Origin of the sequence: Dyella sp., assembly GCF_051962475.1 — a bacterium.
Taxonomy (GTDB): domain Bacteria; phylum Pseudomonadota; class Gammaproteobacteria; order Xanthomonadales; family Rhodanobacteraceae; genus Dyella_A.
On record NZ_JBQCCF010000017.1, the window covers coordinates 51,747 to 68,063 of the forward strand.

14 protein-coding genes are annotated in these 16,317 nt (G+C 66.9%); 9 read left to right on the forward strand and 5 right to left on the reverse strand.

Translation table 11 applies throughout. The features are described from left to right. The first annotated feature begins 5 nt into the window (after window positions 1-5). The 3 genes from ACTHJF_RS03400 to ACTHJF_RS03410 are packed head-to-tail and all read left to right on the forward strand — an operon-like array spanning window position 6 to window position 1,910. Window positions 6-554: an RNA polymerase sigma factor gene (locus tag ACTHJF_RS03400; protein WP_440265848.1), complete on the forward strand. Its 549-nt coding sequence runs from the start codon at window positions 6-8 to the stop codon at window positions 552-554. Continuing rightward, window positions 551-985: a hypothetical protein gene (locus ACTHJF_RS03405; protein ID WP_440265849.1), complete on the forward strand. Its 435-nt coding sequence runs from the start codon at window positions 551-553 to the stop codon at window positions 983-985. The genes ACTHJF_RS03400 and ACTHJF_RS03405 overlap by 4 nt, the downstream gene beginning before the upstream one ends. A gap of 16 nt (window positions 986-1,001) precedes the next feature. Then, on the forward strand, window positions 1,002-1,910 hold the full coding sequence (locus ACTHJF_RS03410) for a DUF4097 family beta strand repeat-containing protein (protein WP_440265850.1): 909 nt from the start codon (window positions 1,002-1,004) through the stop codon (window positions 1,908-1,910). A gap of 69 nt (window positions 1,911-1,979) precedes the next feature. Here the strand turns inward: ACTHJF_RS03410 and ACTHJF_RS03415 are convergent, their stop codons facing one another. After that, on the reverse strand, window positions 1,980-3,143 hold the full coding sequence (locus ACTHJF_RS03415) for a hypothetical protein (RefSeq protein ID WP_440265851.1): 1,164 nt from the start codon (window positions 3,141-3,143) through the stop codon (window positions 1,980-1,982). On the opposite strand from ACTHJF_RS03415, the gene ACTHJF_RS03420 reads away from it, so the two are divergent. Continuing rightward, window positions 3,127-6,054 (forward strand): bifunctional diguanylate cyclase/phosphodiesterase, encoded by a 2,928-nt coding sequence (locus ACTHJF_RS03420; protein WP_440265852.1) that lies wholly within the window; start codon window positions 3,127-3,129, stop codon window positions 6,052-6,054. The genes ACTHJF_RS03415 and ACTHJF_RS03420 overlap by 17 nt on opposite strands. Window positions 6,055-6,085: 31 nt before the next feature. Here ACTHJF_RS03420 and hslO read toward each other — a convergent pair whose 3' ends face one another. Next, window positions 6,086-6,985, reverse strand: coding sequence for an Hsp33 family molecular chaperone HslO (hslO, locus tag ACTHJF_RS03425; RefSeq protein WP_440265859.1), 900 nt, complete (start codon window positions 6,983-6,985; stop codon window positions 6,086-6,088). A gap of 111 nt (window positions 6,986-7,096) precedes the next feature. Here hslO and mtgA point away from each other — a divergent pair, with 111 nt between their 5' ends. From mtgA to ACTHJF_RS03440, 3 genes are all read left to right on the forward strand, one after another. Continuing rightward, the gene (mtgA, locus tag ACTHJF_RS03430; protein WP_440265853.1) at window positions 7,097-7,834 is read left to right on the forward strand and encodes a monofunctional biosynthetic peptidoglycan transglycosylase; all 738 of its coding nucleotides are present in this window, start codon (window positions 7,097-7,099) and stop codon (window positions 7,832-7,834) included. Window positions 7,835-7,892: 58 nt separating this feature from the next. Next, complete coding sequence (locus tag ACTHJF_RS03435; RefSeq protein ID WP_440265854.1) at window positions 7,893-8,822, forward strand: glycosyltransferase family 2 protein; 930 nt, start codon at window positions 7,893-7,895, stop codon at window positions 8,820-8,822. An 86-nt stretch (window positions 8,823-8,908) separates the two neighbouring features. Next, window positions 8,909-9,337 (forward strand): CBS domain-containing protein, encoded by a 429-nt coding sequence (locus tag ACTHJF_RS03440; RefSeq protein WP_431635836.1) that lies wholly within the window; start codon window positions 8,909-8,911, stop codon window positions 9,335-9,337. Window positions 9,338-9,365: 28 nt separating this feature from the next. On the opposite strand, the gene ACTHJF_RS03445 is transcribed toward ACTHJF_RS03440, so the two are convergent. After that, window positions 9,366-10,679, reverse strand: coding sequence for an NTP/NDP exchange transporter (locus ACTHJF_RS03445; protein WP_440265855.1), 1,314 nt, complete (start codon window positions 10,677-10,679; stop codon window positions 9,366-9,368). A gap of 74 nt (window positions 10,680-10,753) precedes the next feature. On the opposite strand from ACTHJF_RS03445, the gene ACTHJF_RS03450 reads away from it, so the two are divergent. Together ACTHJF_RS03450 and ACTHJF_RS03455 are read left to right on the forward strand one after the other, a co-directional pair. Continuing rightward, the gene (locus ACTHJF_RS03450) at window positions 10,754-12,376 is read left to right on the forward strand and encodes a GMC family oxidoreductase (protein WP_440265856.1); all 1,623 of its coding nucleotides are present in this window, start codon (window positions 10,754-10,756) and stop codon (window positions 12,374-12,376) included. Window positions 12,377-12,528: 152 nt separating this feature from the next. After that, window positions 12,529-13,824: a serine hydrolase domain-containing protein gene (locus ACTHJF_RS03455; protein ID WP_440265857.1), complete on the forward strand. Its 1,296-nt coding sequence runs from the start codon at window positions 12,529-12,531 to the stop codon at window positions 13,822-13,824. Between the two features lie 101 nt (window positions 13,825-13,925). On the opposite strand, the gene ACTHJF_RS03460 is transcribed toward ACTHJF_RS03455, so the two are convergent. Together ACTHJF_RS03460 and metJ are read right to left on the reverse strand one after the other, a co-directional pair. Beyond that, window positions 13,926-14,939, reverse strand: coding sequence for an energy transducer TonB (locus ACTHJF_RS03460; protein WP_440265860.1), 1,014 nt, complete (start codon window positions 14,937-14,939; stop codon window positions 13,926-13,928). Between the two features lie 288 nt (window positions 14,940-15,227). Further along, complete coding sequence (metJ, locus tag ACTHJF_RS03465; protein ID WP_431635832.1) at window positions 15,228-15,770, reverse strand: met regulon transcriptional regulator MetJ; 543 nt, start codon at window positions 15,768-15,770, stop codon at window positions 15,228-15,230. Window positions 15,771-16,317: the final 547 nt, after the last annotated feature.

Here is a 16,317-nt window from a genome sequence, read left to right on the forward strand (position 1 = left end):
ATTCGATGACGCCTGCGCCGATCGCAGCGACTCCCGATGCGGAGGACGCACGCGCCGCGGCCGGCGGCGACCGCGCCGCCTTCCAGCGGCTGTATCGCCGCCACGTCGATCGCATCCACGGTGCGGTGCTGCGCCTGGCCGGCTATGACCACGCGCGCGCCGAAGACCTCACCCAGGACGCCTTCGTGCGGGCCTGGCAGAAGCTCGCCGAGTTTCGCCACGAGAGCGCCTTCGGCACCTGGCTATATCGGTTGGCGGTGAATCTGGCGCTGATGGACATCCGCGCGCGGCACGCCGATCCGGTCGGCTTCATGGACGACGATTCGCTGCCCGAACACGGCGATACGCCCTTCTGCGCCGCCGAACGCGACGAACTGGAACGGGCCATCGCCACGCTGCCGCCGCGCGCGCGCGCGGTGCTGGTACTGCATGACATCGAAGGCTGGAAGCACGAGGACATCAGCCGGGACCTGGACATGGCCGTCGGTACATCCAAGGCGCAGTTGCATCGCGCCCGCGCACTATTGCGCAAGCTGTTGGGAGAGACCGTATGAACGATTTCGAATGGCGTCGACAACTGCGCGAGCTGCGCCAGCCACAGGCGCCGCGCCGTGACCTGTGGGCGGATATCGAGCGCTCGCTGGACCGGGCCGCTCCGACCGAAGCCGCGCCGCATCGGGCAACTGCCACACGCACGACCTGGCTGTTCGCGGCCGGCCTGGCCGCGGTCACCGTGCTCGCGGTCGGCCTGATGCGCATGGCACCGGCGGCGGCGCCCGCCACCTCCACCGACGTGGCCAGCGTGCCGGTATGGAAGCCCGACGATCCACGCCTGGCCGGTGCGGCGATCGAACTCACGGCGGCGCAGTACGAACTGCGCCAGGCCATCCAGCAATCCCCGAATTCGGCGGCGCTGCAGCGCCTGCTCGACCGCACCGAGCAGCAAGAATCACGACTGCGCCAGCTCGGCCACGATGCCAGCTGACGCGAAGGAGAACACCATGCATACCACTCTGCGCTACCTGCCGCTCGCCACGCTGCTTTACGCCGGCCTCGCCTGCGCCGACACGCCGCTGGACCTGACCCACCCCGCCACCCCGAAGGCCCACGTGAGCATCAGCAACATCAAGGGCGAGGTCACCGTGACCGCATGGGACCGCAACGAAGTTCATGTGGGCGGCAGTCTCGGCGATGGCGCGCGGCCGCTGGCGATCACCGGCTCGGACGGCGACCTGGAGATCAAGGTGCAGGCACAAGGCAAGTCCGGCGTGTTCAACTGGGGCAGCGACAACGCCATGGGTTCCACCAACCTGGAGGTGCAGGTGCCGCGCGGGGCCTCGCTGGAGGTTAACGTGGTCAGCGCGCCGCTCAGCGTCGATGGCACCGACGGTGGTGCCATCGAAGTGAACTCGGTCAGCGGCAAGGTGCGCATCCATGCGCGCACGCCCTCGCTGCAGGTGGACAGCGTCAGCGGGGGCATCGAGCAATCCGGCAAGGCCGACCGCGCTGAGTTGCAGACGGTCAGTGGCGACATCCTCGCCCCGTCGCTGGGTGATCAGGCCAAGCTGGAAACGGTCTCGGGCCGCGTGCAGGTACGTGGCGGCCCGTGGCAGACCTTCACGCTGAGCACGGTATCCGGCGATGTCGATGTCAGCGGCGGCCTCGCCGCCAACGGGCGCATGGATATCGACAGCATGAGCGGCGACGTGCAGCTGATGCTGCCTGCGGATGTCGCCGCCGCCATCCACGCCAGCAGCTTCAGTGGCGACCTGCGCAGCGACTTCGGCAAGGCCGAGCACAACGAGCACGGTCCGGGCAGTGAGCTGACCGTGCAGCAGGGCAGCGGCAGCGCGCGTATCGGCGTGGAGAGCTTCAGCGGCGACGTGCGGATCCGCCGCCAGGGCGACTGAGCGATAGACACCCGCATACGAAAACGCCGTCGCTTTCGCGACGGCGTTTTCGTTCGGTCGGCTCGGGGATCAGAGGTCCTGGTGGTACTGCACGTAGGGCGTGCGTGACTGATCCGGCTCGGGGCCAGCCGGGGTATTGGCAGGCGTTCCCGAAGACCACAGGTTCTGCGCACCCACGCTCAGCTGGCCCTGCCAGGGAAGCTTCCAGGTCACCCCGAAATCGATACTGCTCCAGCGGCGATCTGGGCTGTAGGCGCCTGGAATGCCGGCCGAAGGCTGCATCACGCGCCCCACCAGGCTGCCGCTCAGTGGCCCGCGGTCGACGCCGAAGCTCAATGCCTTCTGGTCGAGCATGTCCACGCCCAGCAGGTTGCCGGGCAGCAGATGGATGCGGCCCACGCTGGCGCCGAGATCGATTCCGCTGCGGCTATCCAGCGCCACGCGACCACGCGCGTTGAGCTGCGCGCTGCTGCCGAAGGCGGACAATCCGTTCACTCCCGGCAGCGCGCCGGGAAGCACGCGCGGCAGACGCGCCGCGCCGTTGGCAGTGTCCGCCCCGACGCTCAGCCCCAGGCTGTAGCGCCCGGCGCTGTAGGTGGCACCCACCTCACTGCCGAGCACGCGGTAAGGCGCATTGCCCCAGGAATGCTCAACGACCCCCGCATGAGCCTGCAGCGACGGCCCCAGCCGGTACTGCAGGTTGCTGGAAAGCACACTGCCCGCATCGACCACACTGAAGGTCAGCGGCGTGTCGGCGGCAAGGCCACCCGCAGGCTGGTCGTCTGCACGCAGCATCAGCATGCGGCCATCAGCGCCGCGCCAGAGCGGCACGGCCACTCCCGGCTGCACTTCGGCCATCTGGTCGGGCTGCTGCGCCAGCAGGCGCGCGGCCATGTCGTGCGAATCGCCCGACCACGCCTGGGCCGCCGCGGACAGCGGCAGCAGGGCGGTGATGGCAAGGGCAAGCGCGCAACGCATGGCGGCGAAAGGGCTATCCGGTGGATGGAACGTGGCGGGAGTATAGCTCGCTTTACGTTTTACTAACAGCCTGCAAAGCCGTCCTGGCGCACAAAATCCGGGGCCAAGGCGCCGCTTGGACTGCCCGCCAGAGGGCGGGGTTCCCGCCGCCCGGAACGACCCACAGCCGGCGACAAAGGGCTGCTGGCGAGATATAAAGGCCGCCTGTTGTTTCTTCATGCCGGATTCACCCATTTCGATGAGCTTTGCGTCCACCCAGAGCGCGCCTGGAGCCGATCGAAGCGGCATCCGGCCCCTCGCGCTGCATGGCGCCATCGAGCAGCTTTTTGCCGCCGCCGATGCGGCCGGCGTGATGGACATCTGCGAGCGCCTGCTGGCCGGCCTGAACATTCCCGGCCGCCTGCGCTGGCGACTGCATGGCGACGTGTGGACGCCCGATCCCGGGCTGCGCCAGCTCGACCTGGCCGACGACCCGCAGGGCCTGCGCACCCTCACCCTGGAGTGTCCGATCCCGCCGATGCCCGCGCCGGTGGAGGTCGAGCTGGCATGGCTGGGGCGCATCATCACCTCGCGCCTGCGCCAGCTGGCGGAAACGGCGCGGCTGTACGAGGCGATCTCGCGCCTGGCGCTGGCTGAGCGCCTGCAGCGGGCGCTGTACGCGATTGCCGAACAGGCCGGCGCCGACCACAACATGCCCGACATGATGCGTGCGCTGCACGGCATCGTGGGCAGTCTGATGTACGCCGAGAACTTCTACATCGTGCTCTACGACGAAGTCACCGACAGCGTGCGCTTCCCGTATTACGTGGACACGATGGATGCCGAGCCGCCGCCGCCCGACGAGAGCGTGCCGCTGAAGGACATCGAGTACAGCCTCACGTGGAACCTGCTCAAGGCCGGGCAACCGATCATGGGCTCGATCGACGAGGTGTCGCAGCTGCTGCAGGGGCGGCTGGTGCCGATCGGTCCCAACTGCGAGCACTGGCTCGGCGTGCCGCTGCTGCGTGAGGGACGCGTGGTCGGCGGTATCGTGATGCAGAGTTATCGCGGCGACACGCGCTACACCCAGAACGACCGCGAACTGCTGAGCTACGTGGCCCAGCACGTGCAGACGGCGCTGGAACGGCGCGCCGCGCACGCCGAACTGGAGCGGCGCGTCACCGATCGCACCGCTGCGCTGCGCGAGGCCAATCGCGTGCTGCGCCAGCAGGTGCTGCAGCGTCAGCGCGGTGAACGCCTGCAGGCCGCGCTGTTCCGTATCGCCGAAATGGCCAGCGCACCGGAGAGCCTGGAAGGTTTTTACGCGGCGGTGCATCGCATCATCAGCGGACTGATCTACGCACGCAATTTCTACATCGCGCTGCTCGACGACGACGGCAAGCAGATCACCTTCCCCTATTCCGTGGACGAAGTGGACAGCGTGCGCCCGCCGCGCAGCCACGGCCGCGGCGCCACCGAGTACGTGCTGCGCCATGGCAAGCCGCTACTGGCCGACCCGGCGGAGATCGACCGGTTGGTCGCGCTGGGCGAGATCAACCAGTTCGGCGCGCGCTCGGTGTGCTGGCTCGGTGTGCCACTGGTGTGGAACGAGCGGGTGATGGGCGTGCTGGCGGTGCAGAGCTACACGCCCGAGCACACTTATACGGCTCGGGATCAGGAGCTGCTCACCTTCGTCAGCTATCACATCGCCAACGCGCTGCAGCGCAAGCACACCAATGAGTCGCTCAAGCAGGCCTACGCCAGCCTGGAGCGTCGGGTGGACGAGCGCACTCGCGCGCTGGCGCTGGCCAACCGCGACCTGCGCGAGCAGATCGCCGAGCGCGAGCGCGTCGAGCGCCGGCTGAAGTACGAGACCCTGCACGATTCGCTCACCGGCCTGCCCAACCGCACCCTGCTGCTACAGCGCCTCGACCACGCGTTGGCCCAGTACAAGGCCGATCCGCAGCGACTTTTCGCGGTGCTGTTCATCGACCTGGACCGCTTCAAGGTCATCAACGATTCCGTCGGCCACCTGGTAGGCGACGATCTGTTGTTCCAGGTCGGTGGACGCATCCGCGCCTGCCTGAAGACGCGTGATCTGGTGGCGCGCCTGGGCGGCGACGAGTTCGCGGTACTGCTGGACGGCATCTCGGACGGCGACATGCCGCTACAGATCGCCGAGCGCATCATTACCGAGCTGCAGGTGCCGTTCCGCCTCGGCATCAAGGAGATCTTCACCTCCGCCTCGATCGGCATCGCCCTGCCCTCGATGCACTATCAACAGCCCGAAGAACTGTTACGCGATGCGGACGCGGCGATGTACAGCGCCAAGGATGACGGCCGCCACCGCGCTGCGCTGTTCGACGACCGACTGCGTCACGAGGCGCTGTCGCTACTGGAGATGGAAGGCGACCTGCGCCGTGCGCTGTCACGCAGCGAGTTCGTGCCGTATTACCAGCCAGTGGTGGCGATCGACGACGGCCGCATCGTCGGCTTCGAGGCGTTGCTTCGCTGGAACCACCCCGAGCGCGGCGTGCTTACGCCTGGCGACTTCCTGATCGTGGCCGAGGAAAGCGGCTGCTCGGAGTCCATCGACTGGCAGATCTTCGAGCAGGTATTCGCCCAGACCACGGCACTCACCCGTGGCGAGGGCTTCGTCAGCATCAACGTGTCCGGTCGGCATTTCCGTCTACCGGACCTGGACGAGCGGCTGCTCGCGGCCATGGAGCGCCATGGCGTGGTCGCGCAGAGCATCCGTATCGAAGTAACCGAGCGCGCGTTGCTGGAGAATCCGCCGCAGGTGAAACGCATGCTGGAAAACCTGCGCCAGCGCGGCATCATGATCTCGCTGGACGACTTCGGTACCGGCTACTCCTCACTCAGCTATCTGCACCAGTACCCGATCCAGACGCTGAAGATCGACCGTTCTTTCATCACCGAATTGCCCGAAGACCTGGCCCAACTGGACGAAAATCAGGGCCTGGCGGTAGTGCGCGGCATCCAGGTCCTGGCCGACTCACTGCAGATGCAGGTGATCGCCGAAGGCATCGAGGAAGATTACCAACGCCAGGCGCTGCTACGCATCGGCACGCGGTACGCCCAGGGTTTCCTGTTCTCCACCGCCCGACCGGCAAGCGAATGGCTGGGGCCAAACGCTCCCACGCACCTGCTGCCGGCGATCGGGTAACTCCGATCGGCCGGTCGGATGCGACGCTGGCTTATTGGGCGGTCGTGGGTGCGCCGGTGCTGCCGGCATCGCGCAGCAGGTGCTCCGCGTCGATCGGGTCGAAGGTATAGCGCTGCGCGCAGAACTCGCAGATCACCTCAATCTCGCCATCACGGGCGGCCAAAGCGGCCTCCACTTCCTCACGCCCCAATGCACGCAGCATCGCCGACACGCGCTCACGCGTGCAACTACAGCCGAACGCCAACGGACGCGGCTCGAACAGCCGCACTTCCTCCTCGTGGTACAGCCGGAACAGCAATTGCTCCGGAGCTGTGGCAAGCATCTCGTCCGCGCCGAGCGTGGCAGTGAGGTGTTCGATGCGCGTCCAGGCATCATCGTCCCTCACCGCATCGTGGCCGCCTTCGCCCGGCAGTTGCTGCAACATCAGGCCAACCGCGTGCTCGCCGTCAGCGGCCAGCAGGATGCGCGCGGGCAGTTGCTCGGACTGGGCGAAGTAATTCTCCAGTGACGGTGCGAGCTCGGCATGCTGCAGGTCGACCAAGCCCTGGTAGCGCTGGCCACGCTCGGCCTGGCCGATGGTGATGGCCATCACCGCGCCGGCGAGGGAAGACAATGCCAGCGGCTCGGGCAGCGGATCGGCCCAGCGCGCCAGGCCACGCAGCCGCCCGCGATCGGTACATTCGGTAAACAGCAGGCGCAGCGCATCGGTGCTCTTGAGCTCGATCGACAGTGCTCCATCAAGCTTGATGTTGCCCGTCAACAGGGCGCTGGCAGCCAACGACTGCCCCAGCAGATCGCGCAACGACGGCGGGTAGTCGGCGCGACCGGCCACCTCGCGCCATGCCGCGCCCAGGCGTACCAGCACGCCGCGCACACCGGCACGCTCGAGCAGGAAGCGGTGCAACACATCTTCGACCAGGGTGGTTTCCACAGGCACCTCGCAATCAGTTCAACCCCGCGATGTGGGGGCGTCGGGCCGGCCCCACAACGGTGTCGCCGGGCACGCGCTTATACTGGGGATTCTGCCGCTCGCCACCTGGCCATGCACCCACGTTTTCGACTGTTCCGCCTGCTGCGCTGGATCGGCCTGCTCGCCTTGAGCTGGATCGCCCTGAGCTGGCTGTTCGTACTGGTGCTGCGCTTCGCACCCCCGTGGACCTCGGCGGTGATGATGGAGCGCCAGCTCGGTGCGTGGGTACGTGGCGAGAAGGATTTGCAGCTGCACCACCGCTGGGTGCCGTGGTCGCAGGTATCGCCGTGGGTGCCGCTGGCGATGGTGGCTGGCGAGGACCAGAAATTCCCGTTTCACCACGGCTTCGACTTCGACCAGATCCAGGACGCCCTGGACGCTGCCGACGAGGGCAAGCGCCTGCGCGGGGCCAGCACGATCAGCCAGCAGACGGCGAAGAACCTGTTCCTGTGGAACGGCCGCAGCTTCGTGCGCAAGGGACTGGAGGCGTACTTCACGGTGTTGCTGGAAATCACCTGGCCGAAGCAGCGCATCCTCGAGGTCTACATGAACATCGCCGAGTTCGGCGATGGCATCTACGGCGTAGGTGCTGCCAGCGATGCCTACTTCCACATGCCGCCGGCTCGGCTCGGCCCGGCCCAGGCGGCGCGACTGGCCGCGGTGCTGCCCAGCCCGCGGCGCATGCATGCAGATCGGCCAAGCGCCTACGTACTGCGCCGCGCGGACTGGATCCAGCGCCAGATGGCGCGACTCGGCGGCCCGCCCTATCTGGAAAGCGACACGCCGCCGGCGGGTATTGGTCGTCGATGAGGGCGCGCCGCCCGCCACCCTCAGCAGCAGGCTCTCGTCCACGTCACGGCCATACCCCATGCCCCAGCTGACCATCGTCGTTCCCGCCTACAACGAAGCGAGCGTCCTGGATGATTTCCACGCGCGGCTGCTTGCCGTGGTCGACGGCCTCGCCGTCGACACCCACGTGCTGTACGTGGATGACGGCAGCCAGGACGACACCTGGGAGCGGATCGCCGACTACTGCAACGACGCGCGCGTGGCCGGCCTGCGGCTGTCGCGCAATTTCGGCAAGGAGGCGGCCCTCACCGCCGGGCTCGACGCAGTGAGCGAGGGCGCGGCCGTGGTGATCGATGCGGACCTGCAGGATCCGCCCGAGCTGATCCCCGCGCTGATCGAGCCATGGCAGGCGGGCTACGACGTGGTCTATGCCACGCGCAGCGCCCGCGCCGGCGAGAGTGCGCTCAAGCGCTTCACAGCCGCAGCCTTTTACCGGGTGATGGAGCGACTGTCGGACACCCCGCTGCCGCGCGATACCGGCGATTTCCGCCTGCTGTCGCGCCGCGCGCTCGATGCATTGGGCCAGCTGCGCGAGCGCCAGCGCTTCATGAAGGGGCTGTTCGCCTGGATCGGCTATCGGCAGACCTCGATCCGCTACGAACGCGATCCGCGCTTCGCCGGCGACACCAAATGGAATTACTGGCGGCTGAGCCAGCTGGCGGTCGAGGGCATCACCTCGTTCTCCACGGCGCCGCTGCGGCTAGCCACCTGGGTGGGGCTGGGCGCGGCGGCGTTCGCCTTCGTCTACGGCCTGTGGGTGCTGGCCAAGGCGCTTTTGTGGGGCGACCCGGTGCGCGGCTATCCCACGCTGATGGTGGTGATCCTGTTCCTCGGCGGTGTGCAGCTGCTGGCGCTTGGGGTGATCGGCGAATACCTGGGCCGCAACTACGCCGAGAGCAAGCAGCGGCCGCTGTATTTCATCGCCGAGCGCCTCCGCATCGGTTCGTGACCGGCACCACGGTTCACACTGCGGCAACACCGCCCGACCGGCCACGGCGCTAGACTCCTTGCGGGGTCCATGCGCGGGAGGCGGTCATGAATCAGGTCAAGCATCTGCTCGAGATCAAGGGCAACGCGGTGCACGCGGTCGCGCCCGACACGGCCGTGCTGGAAGCCATCCGCCTGATGGCCGAGCGCCGGATCGGTGCGCTACTGGTGATGCGTGGCGAGCAGCTGGTGGGCATCGTTTCGGAGCGGGACTACGCACGCAAGGTGATCCTGCAGGGCCGGTCGTCCGGGGGTACCCCGGTATCCGAAATCATGAGCGCGCCGCCGGTCACCGTGGGGCCTGACACCGAAGTACTCGAATGCATGCGCCTGTGCACGCACAGCCGCATCCGCCACCTGCCGGTGGTCGAAGGCAACGCCGTGGTGGGCGTGATCTCGATCGGCGACCTGGTGAAGGCGGTGATCGACGAACAGGCCGAGCAGATCGAGCAGCTGCAGCGCTATATCACCAGCTGAGCGTGATCGCGACCTTCTACTGAGCGCGCTACGGAGCACGCGGATCGACTGGTTCGTCTGACGTGGCGACGGGAACATCGGGCAACAGATCCGGCGACTGCCCGGCGCGACGCGCCACCCACGTCGCTACCGTCGACACCAGCACACCGATCAGCGCCATGCCACCTACGCCGATGCCCGCCGTACCCAGCACGCTGACGCCACTGGTGACAACCAGATCGCCGAAGCGCCAGACCGTGGTCTCAATGAAGTTCTTGCCCTTGTAGCGCGTCTCGCGCGGCACACGCGTATACAGTGCGTCGCTGGCCGGCTTGGTCATGCCGTAGGCAAAACCGCGGCTCACCGCCAGCATCATCGCCACCAGGGGCACCGTGGCGCCGCCCAGCGCCAGGCTGCCTTGGCCACCGATCATCACCGCCGCCAGCAGCACCAGGTTCACCAGCGCCGGCAGCACCAGCCCCCAGCCGGCGCCCCAGCGCGTGAGAAGCCAGCGGGTCGCTGTCAGTTGCAGCAACGCGCCGAGCCCGTTCACTGCCAGATCCAGATGGGCATAGAACGCCGTGCGCAGCTCGCTGGTGGCGAGATGGAACTTGGCGTAATCGGCCACCAGGGCATAGGCGAGCGTGCCGATGCCATCGCCCAGCAACATGAGGATCGCCATGTAACGCAGGAACGGCCGCGACCACAGCTCGAGCACGCCCGCCCACAGCGAGCCGCCGATGGCCTCCTCGTTGCGTGACGGGTGTCCGGCAGCATCGTGCGTGGACAGACGCAGCAACAGCACCAGCGCTGCAGCGAGCATCAGCGCCGACACCAGCAGCAGCGGCGCCACGCCCAGCAGCCCGACCAGCAGGCTGGTCACCATCGGCCCGAATACCGCGCCGGCCATGCCACCCAGGGCGATCAGCGGGAATGTCCGTCGCGCCTGCGCGCTGTCGAAGATGTCCGCCATGAAACTCCAGAACAGCGACACCACGAACAGGTTGAACACGCTGACCCAGACGAAGAACACCACGCCCAGTTCGCGTGCGCCGATGCGCTCCTGCGCCAGGAAGGCCGGCACGAAGGCAATCAGGCAGGCAATGAAGAAGCAGTAGCTCCAGCCAAGCAGGCGACGGCGGGGAAAACGCGCCACCATGGCGCCGAATACCGGGGTCAGCACCAGCATGGCGATGAACGTCCCGAGGTAGAACAACGGCAACTGCGACGAGCCCACCGCGCCGCTCAGCTGGTCGCGCACCGGCCGCATGATGTAGTACGAGGTCAGTACGAAAAAGAACGCTGCAGCGGACAGGGCGGCGGCACGACGCTCGCTCGCGACGGCCTGGGGGAGTGGAGTCACCGGGGAGTTCCAGCGGGGGTCCGGCAAAGACTAGCATGCACCGTGCGGGTGCCTTCCGGTGCCGGGGGATGGGGATGAACTACGACTACGTCATCGTGGGTGCCGGTTCGGCAGGTTGCGTGCTGGCCAACCGGCTGAGTGCAAATCCGAACGCGCGCGTGCTGCTGCTGGAGGCCGGCCCGCGTGACTGGAACCCTCTGATCCACATGCCCGCTGGGCTGGCCCGGTTGGTGAAGGTGCGCAGCGTGAACTGGAACTACGACACCGAGCCCGAGCCGCAGTTGCTCGGCCGACGCCTGTGGTGGCCGCGCGGCAAGACCTTGGGTGGCTCCAGCTCGATCAATGCGATGTGCTACATCCGCGGCGTGGCCGGCGACTACGACCGCTGGGCGGCAGCCACCGGCGACGCGCGCTGGCGCTGGGAGCACGTGCTGCCCTGGTTCGTGCACAGCGAGGACAACAGCCGGGGCGTCGATGCCTTCCACGGGACCGGCGGCCCGCTCGGTGTGTCCGACCTGCGATACCGCAACGTCCTCTCGGACGCGCTGATCGAGGCGGCCGCCGGCGCCGGCTTCGTCCGCAACCGCGATTTCAATGGCGACTCGCAGGAAGGCTTCGGGCTGTACCAGGTGACCCAGCGCGACGGCGCGCGCTGCTCCACCGCTGCCGGCTTCCTCAAGCCGGCTCGCCATCGGCCCAACCTGCACGTGCGCACCGGCGTGCTGGTCGAAAAGGTATTGATCGAGGGCGATCGCGCGGTCGGCGTGCAGCTGCGTTGCGGACATGGCAGCGAGCGCATCGAAGCGAACCAGGTGCTGCTGGCGGCCGGCGCGATCAACTCGCCGCAGTTGCTGATGCTCTCGGGCATCGGCCCGGCTGACGCGCTACGCACCCAGGGTATCGACGTCGCGCTCGACCTGCCCGGCGTCGGCGCCAACCTGCAGGACCATCTGGACATCTGCACCCTGGTCGGCAGCACCCAGCCGATTACCTACGACCACCTGAGCGAGATCAGCGTCGGGTGGCGCTACCTCACCCAACGGCAGGGGCCGGGCACGTCGAACATCGCCGAGGCGGGCGGCTTCGTGCGCAGCCGGCTGGCGACGGACGAGCGCTGCGATCTGCAGTTCCACTTCGTGCCCGCCCTGCTCGACGACCATGGCCGCCATCGCCTGCCGGGCGACGGCTACACGCTGCATGCGTGCTATCTGCACCCACGCAGCCGCGGCCGGCTGCATCTGCAATCGGCCGATCCGGGCCAGCCTATCGCGATTCACGCCAACTACCTCGGGGACGGCGAAGGCCATGACTTGGCCCGCATGATCGAGGCCGCGAAGCTGTCGCGCGAGTTCCTCGCCCAGCGCGCCTTCGACCCCTACCGCGGCAAGCCGGTGTTCCCCGAAGGCGAGCTGCGCAGCGACGCCGACTTCGAGGGCTTCATCCGACGCAAGGCGGAGTCGATCTATCACCCCGTCGGCACCTGCCGGATGGGTGAGGATGTTGAAGCCGTGGTGGACAGCGAGCTGCGCGTACGCGGTATCGAGGGGCTGCGGGTGATCGATGCTTCGGTCATGCCCAGCCTGCCCACCGGCAATACCAACGCCCCCACGATCATGATCGCCGAGCGGGCCAGCGCATGGCTGCAAGGCCTGCCTGATCCTCCGCGCGCGGAACCGACAGGGCCGGCTGTGGTCTGAGCGCGACGGCCCCGATTGCCGTACCGCAGCATGTTCGCCTCGTTGTCGCCGCGGGCGAAGTCGACCACAATCGTCCGATCAGAAGCGTGACCGGCGTGCCGGTAATCCCCCATTCTTCGGCTGCTTCACGCCGAACGCATTCCCAGAGCAGCATGCCGTTCCGTCCATTGTCCCTCGCGCTCGCCAGCGCCCTCGTCCTCCCGGCCGCCGCAGCTTTCGGCCACGCCTCCGCCCATCAGGCAACACCGACCCCGGTGGTGTCCAACACGCCATCGGCACAGCTGCCGCCGGCGCGGGTGAAGGAGGCGCTGGCCGACTACCGCCACTGGCTCGACGAACTCGCGCGGCGCCGATCGGTCGCCGGCCTGGCCACGGCGGTGGTGGTGAACGACAAGGTCGCCTTCGAGTACACCCTGGGCTACGCCGATGCGGCGACCAAGGAGCCGATCAAGCCGCAGACGGTATTCCGGCTGGCGTCCCTGTCCAAGGCCTTCGCCACCGGCCTCACGTCGCTGCTGGTGCGCGATGGCAAGCTGAGCTGGGATACGCGCCTGGTCGATGTGCTGCCGTTCTTCAAGCTCAAGGACATGCAGGCGGCTGAGAAGGTGACCGTCGGCGACATTCTCGGCCAGCGCGCGGGGCTGCCGCGCAACACCTACGACAACATGCTCGAGGACGACGTGCCCTACGAGGAGCTGGTGCGCAAGCTCGACGAGGTCGACATGACGTGCGGTCCCGGGCAGTGCTACGGCTACCAGAACGTCGCCTTCAGCCTGATCGGCGACGTGATCTACGCCAAGACCGGCGACTTCTTCTACCGCCTCGTCGACAAGCGCCTGTTCTATCCGCTGGGCATGAAAACGGCCAGCTACGGTCGGGCCGCGCTGGAGGCGAGCCCGAGCTGGGCGCATCCCCATCGCGCCATGGGCCACGGCCAATGGCGCCCGTTCGAACCCAACGAGGCGTACTACCGGGTCGCCCCGGCGGCCGGCGTCAACGCCAGTCTGCGCGACATGGAGCAGTGGCTGGTCGCGCAGATGGGCGGCCGGCCGGACGTACTGCCGGCCGAGCTGCTTGCGGTGCTGCACGCCCCCGGGATTTCCACGCCGATCGAAATGCACTCCACGCCCTGGCGGCGCGCGCGGATCACCGCGGCGCACTACGGGCTGGGCTGGCGCGTGTTCACCTACGGCGGCGAGACGATGATCTTCCACGCCGGGGCGGTGGAGGGTTACCGCACCATGATCGGCTTCCTGCCCAAGTACCACACCGGCATCGTCACGATGTGGAACTCGGCCGGCGCCACGCCTTCGGGCCTGATGCCGATGATGTTCGATCGATTGCTCGCGCTGCCGCACGTGGACTGGGCCGGTCTGGAGAGTCCGCCCAAGCCCGTGGGCAAGCCGGAGCGGAAACGGCCACGCGCGAAGCGCATCCGCCACCGCTGATGTCGTGACCCGCAGCGGCCCGATATCGGGGTCGGCGCTTCACCGAGTAAACGAAAACGGCCAGCGATATCGCTGGCCGGTTTCGTTTCCACGCGGATCGCTCAGGGCTGACCGAGCGTGAAGTTGATCCGGTTGGTCAACGTGCTGTCCGCCGGCTGTCCATCGCGGGTGGCGGGCTTGAACTCCCAACGTTCGACGGCATCGGTAGCGGCGCGCTCGAACACGTGCCGCGGCTGGGCGTCGACCACCTTGATGTTCGAGGTGCGCCCCTCCGCCGTGACGGTAAAGCTCACCACGACGTACCCCTCAGTGCGCGAGCGCTGTGCCGGCGTCGGATAGCGCGGGTTTACGCTGCGCACCAGCACCGCCGGCGTCGAGGCGGGAGCCGCCTTCACCGGTGCCGGCGTCGTCGGGGTCTCCGTCGGCTGGCTGGCGACCGCGTTGCCAGCAGGCGCTGCCGGCTTCTTGGTTGCCGCGGTCTGCTGCTCCTCGGCTGCCTTATCGGCCGCGGCCTTTTCCTCGGCGGCCTTCTGCGCGGCCAGTTGCTGTTGACGCTCCTGATCCAACGCCTGCTGCTGCTCCTTGTCGAGCAGCTTGCGCTGCGCGTCCAGCTTGGAGCGCAGGATGGTCAGCGTGAAATTGGCCGGATCGGCCTTGGCCAGCAGGTCGATCTCGCGCTGCGCCTCGTTGAAGTTGCGCGCGTTGATCGCCTGCTCGGCGGCGCTCGCTGCAAAGGGGAAGGTCTCGCGCAGGGCGTCGGTCGCCACCGGGTTGCCCGGCTCGCGCTCGAGCACCTTGAAATAGAACTCGAAGGCGTTGTTGCCGGCCGGCGCCAGGTAGCGCTGGTCGTTCATCGCCTTGCGTGCCTCCGCCAGCAACTGGTCGGTGCCCATGGCCTCGACATTGGCCGGCGGCGGCGGCGCCACGGTGCCTGGCGTGACCGGCGTCGAGGGATGACCACCGGCATCGGACAGCACGATCTCCTCGTGCGGCTGGATGATCAGAAACCAGGAAGCGATCGCCAGCACGACGATGACGGCAATGGCGACCAGTGTGACGGGCCGGACGGCTCCGCGCGCGCCTCGGCGCGCCTCGAGTGTGATTCGGGTATCCATGATCTCTCGCTGAGTGGCATCAGATACCCGCGCTTTTTCCCCCCGTAAATCCAGGAGCGACGCCTTCCCCAGGTCAGTCGCGGCGCGGATGTGCGAAAGGTAACCGCATTGCGGGATGACGGCAAACACGTTGCAGCCCGCACCGCGCAGGAACGACCTGAGATTTTGCGTCCCCCAAAACGAAGCGTCCCGGCACGAGGGCCGGGACGAATCGCTTTCGAAGGGTCTCCCCGCGCTGGGCACCGCGGGGAAACAAATCCGAACAAAACTTTCTTGTTATAGGTGTACTTACTTCTTGGTCTTGGCGGTCTTGGTGGCCTTGACCACCTTGGCCGGAGCAGCCTTCTTGGCGGCAGCCTTCTTCGGCGCAGCCTTCTTCGCAGCAACCTTCTTGACGGCGACCTTCTTCACCGCAGCCTTCTTGGCAGCGGCCGGCTTCTTGGCGACAGCCTTCTTGGCAACCTTCTTCACGGCGGCCTTCTTGGCAGCCGGCTTCTTCGCCACCGGCTTCTTGGCGGCAACCTTCTTCACGGTGGACTTCTTGGCGGCCTTCTTGGCGGCCGGTTTCTTTGCAGCGGTTTTCTTGGCAGTGGCCATGGTTCGTCTCAGCTCCTCATCAGTTGGCAGTGGTTGCCCAGTAAAAGCGTGAAGGAACGCCTCGACCAGCAAATCGCTGTTGGTGGCGTGCCTAAGATTGTTCACCTGGCGGTGGGTGCGCAGATCAGAAAGAAGCCGCAGGACATGCAGTGGAATCGAGACGGTGATCTTGCGTACCGCGCCGGCCTTCTCACCGTGGTCGACATAAGGCTTGACGAACTTCACTGCTGCCATAACACCTGTTCCCCAGAATCTGATGCGAAAGCTATTCCTGAAGATTTCGGCTGTCAATTGATTTTCGGCGTTCGCAGACCGCCCAAAATCCCGCCCCAGCCGGCCCGGAAGCCTCGCCACGCAAGGGGTTTGGGGAAATTGCAGACGGAAAGATACGGACGTCTAGACGTCCATACAAATAAATCATGCAATCTCACAAAAACCCGGGAAGCCGCACCCCACAACGGTTTCCCGCTTCCACGACCGCAAGTCATCGATCGACTGCGAAAATTTTCCTCTCACACCAAATGCTTGGCGACACCCTGCGACGCCCTCCGGAAATGCATGAATGGAAGACGACCGGGCCGCCTGCAAAAAGAAAAAAATATTTTTGCCTGACGCACCCGACGGGTAGCACACCCCCTCCCCGGCGGCATCGAAATCAACCGATCACGCGACGAGTGCGTGGAGCAAAAACGACGACCGCCGCAAGCGCGGCCGTCCTCCAACACCGAGGCAATCGATCGCCCAGTGATCATCGGGTTCGATCTGCTCGGGGGTGGCCACG

Excerpts from the sequence above, each read along its gene's own strand:
- ACTHJF_RS03450 (WP_440265856.1), top strand. The coding sequence starts at position 10,754 with ATGAACTACGACTACGTCATCGTGGGTGCCGGTTCGGCAGGTTGCGTG.
- ACTHJF_RS03435 (WP_440265854.1), top strand. The coding sequence starts at position 7,893 with ATGCCCCAGCTGACCATCGTCGTTCCCGCCTACAACGAAGCGAGCGTC.
- ACTHJF_RS03400 (WP_440265848.1), top strand. The coding sequence starts at position 6 with ATGACGCCTGCGCCGATCGCAGCGACTCCCGATGCGGAGGACGCACGC.
- mtgA (WP_440265853.1), top strand. The coding sequence starts at position 7,097 with ATGCACCCACGTTTTCGACTGTTCCGCCTGCTGCGCTGGATCGGCCTG.
- ACTHJF_RS03420 (WP_440265852.1), top strand. The coding sequence starts at position 3,127 with ATGAGCTTTGCGTCCACCCAGAGCGCGCCTGGAGCCGATCGAAGCGGC.
- ACTHJF_RS03405 (WP_440265849.1), top strand. The coding sequence starts at position 551 with ATGAACGATTTCGAATGGCGTCGACAACTGCGCGAGCTGCGCCAGCCA.
- ACTHJF_RS03440 (WP_431635836.1), top strand. The coding sequence starts at position 8,909 with ATGAATCAGGTCAAGCATCTGCTCGAGATCAAGGGCAACGCGGTGCAC.
- ACTHJF_RS03460 (WP_440265860.1), bottom strand. The coding sequence starts at position 14,939 with ATGGATACCCGAATCACACTCGAGGCGCGCCGAGGCGCGCGCGGAGCC.
- ACTHJF_RS03455 (WP_440265857.1), top strand. The coding sequence starts at position 12,529 with ATGCCGTTCCGTCCATTGTCCCTCGCGCTCGCCAGCGCCCTCGTCCTC.
- ACTHJF_RS03410 (WP_440265850.1), top strand. The coding sequence starts at position 1,002 with ATGCATACCACTCTGCGCTACCTGCCGCTCGCCACGCTGCTTTACGCC.
- metJ (WP_431635832.1), bottom strand. The coding sequence starts at position 15,770 with ATGGCAGCAGTGAAGTTCGTCAAGCCTTATGTCGACCACGGTGAGAAG.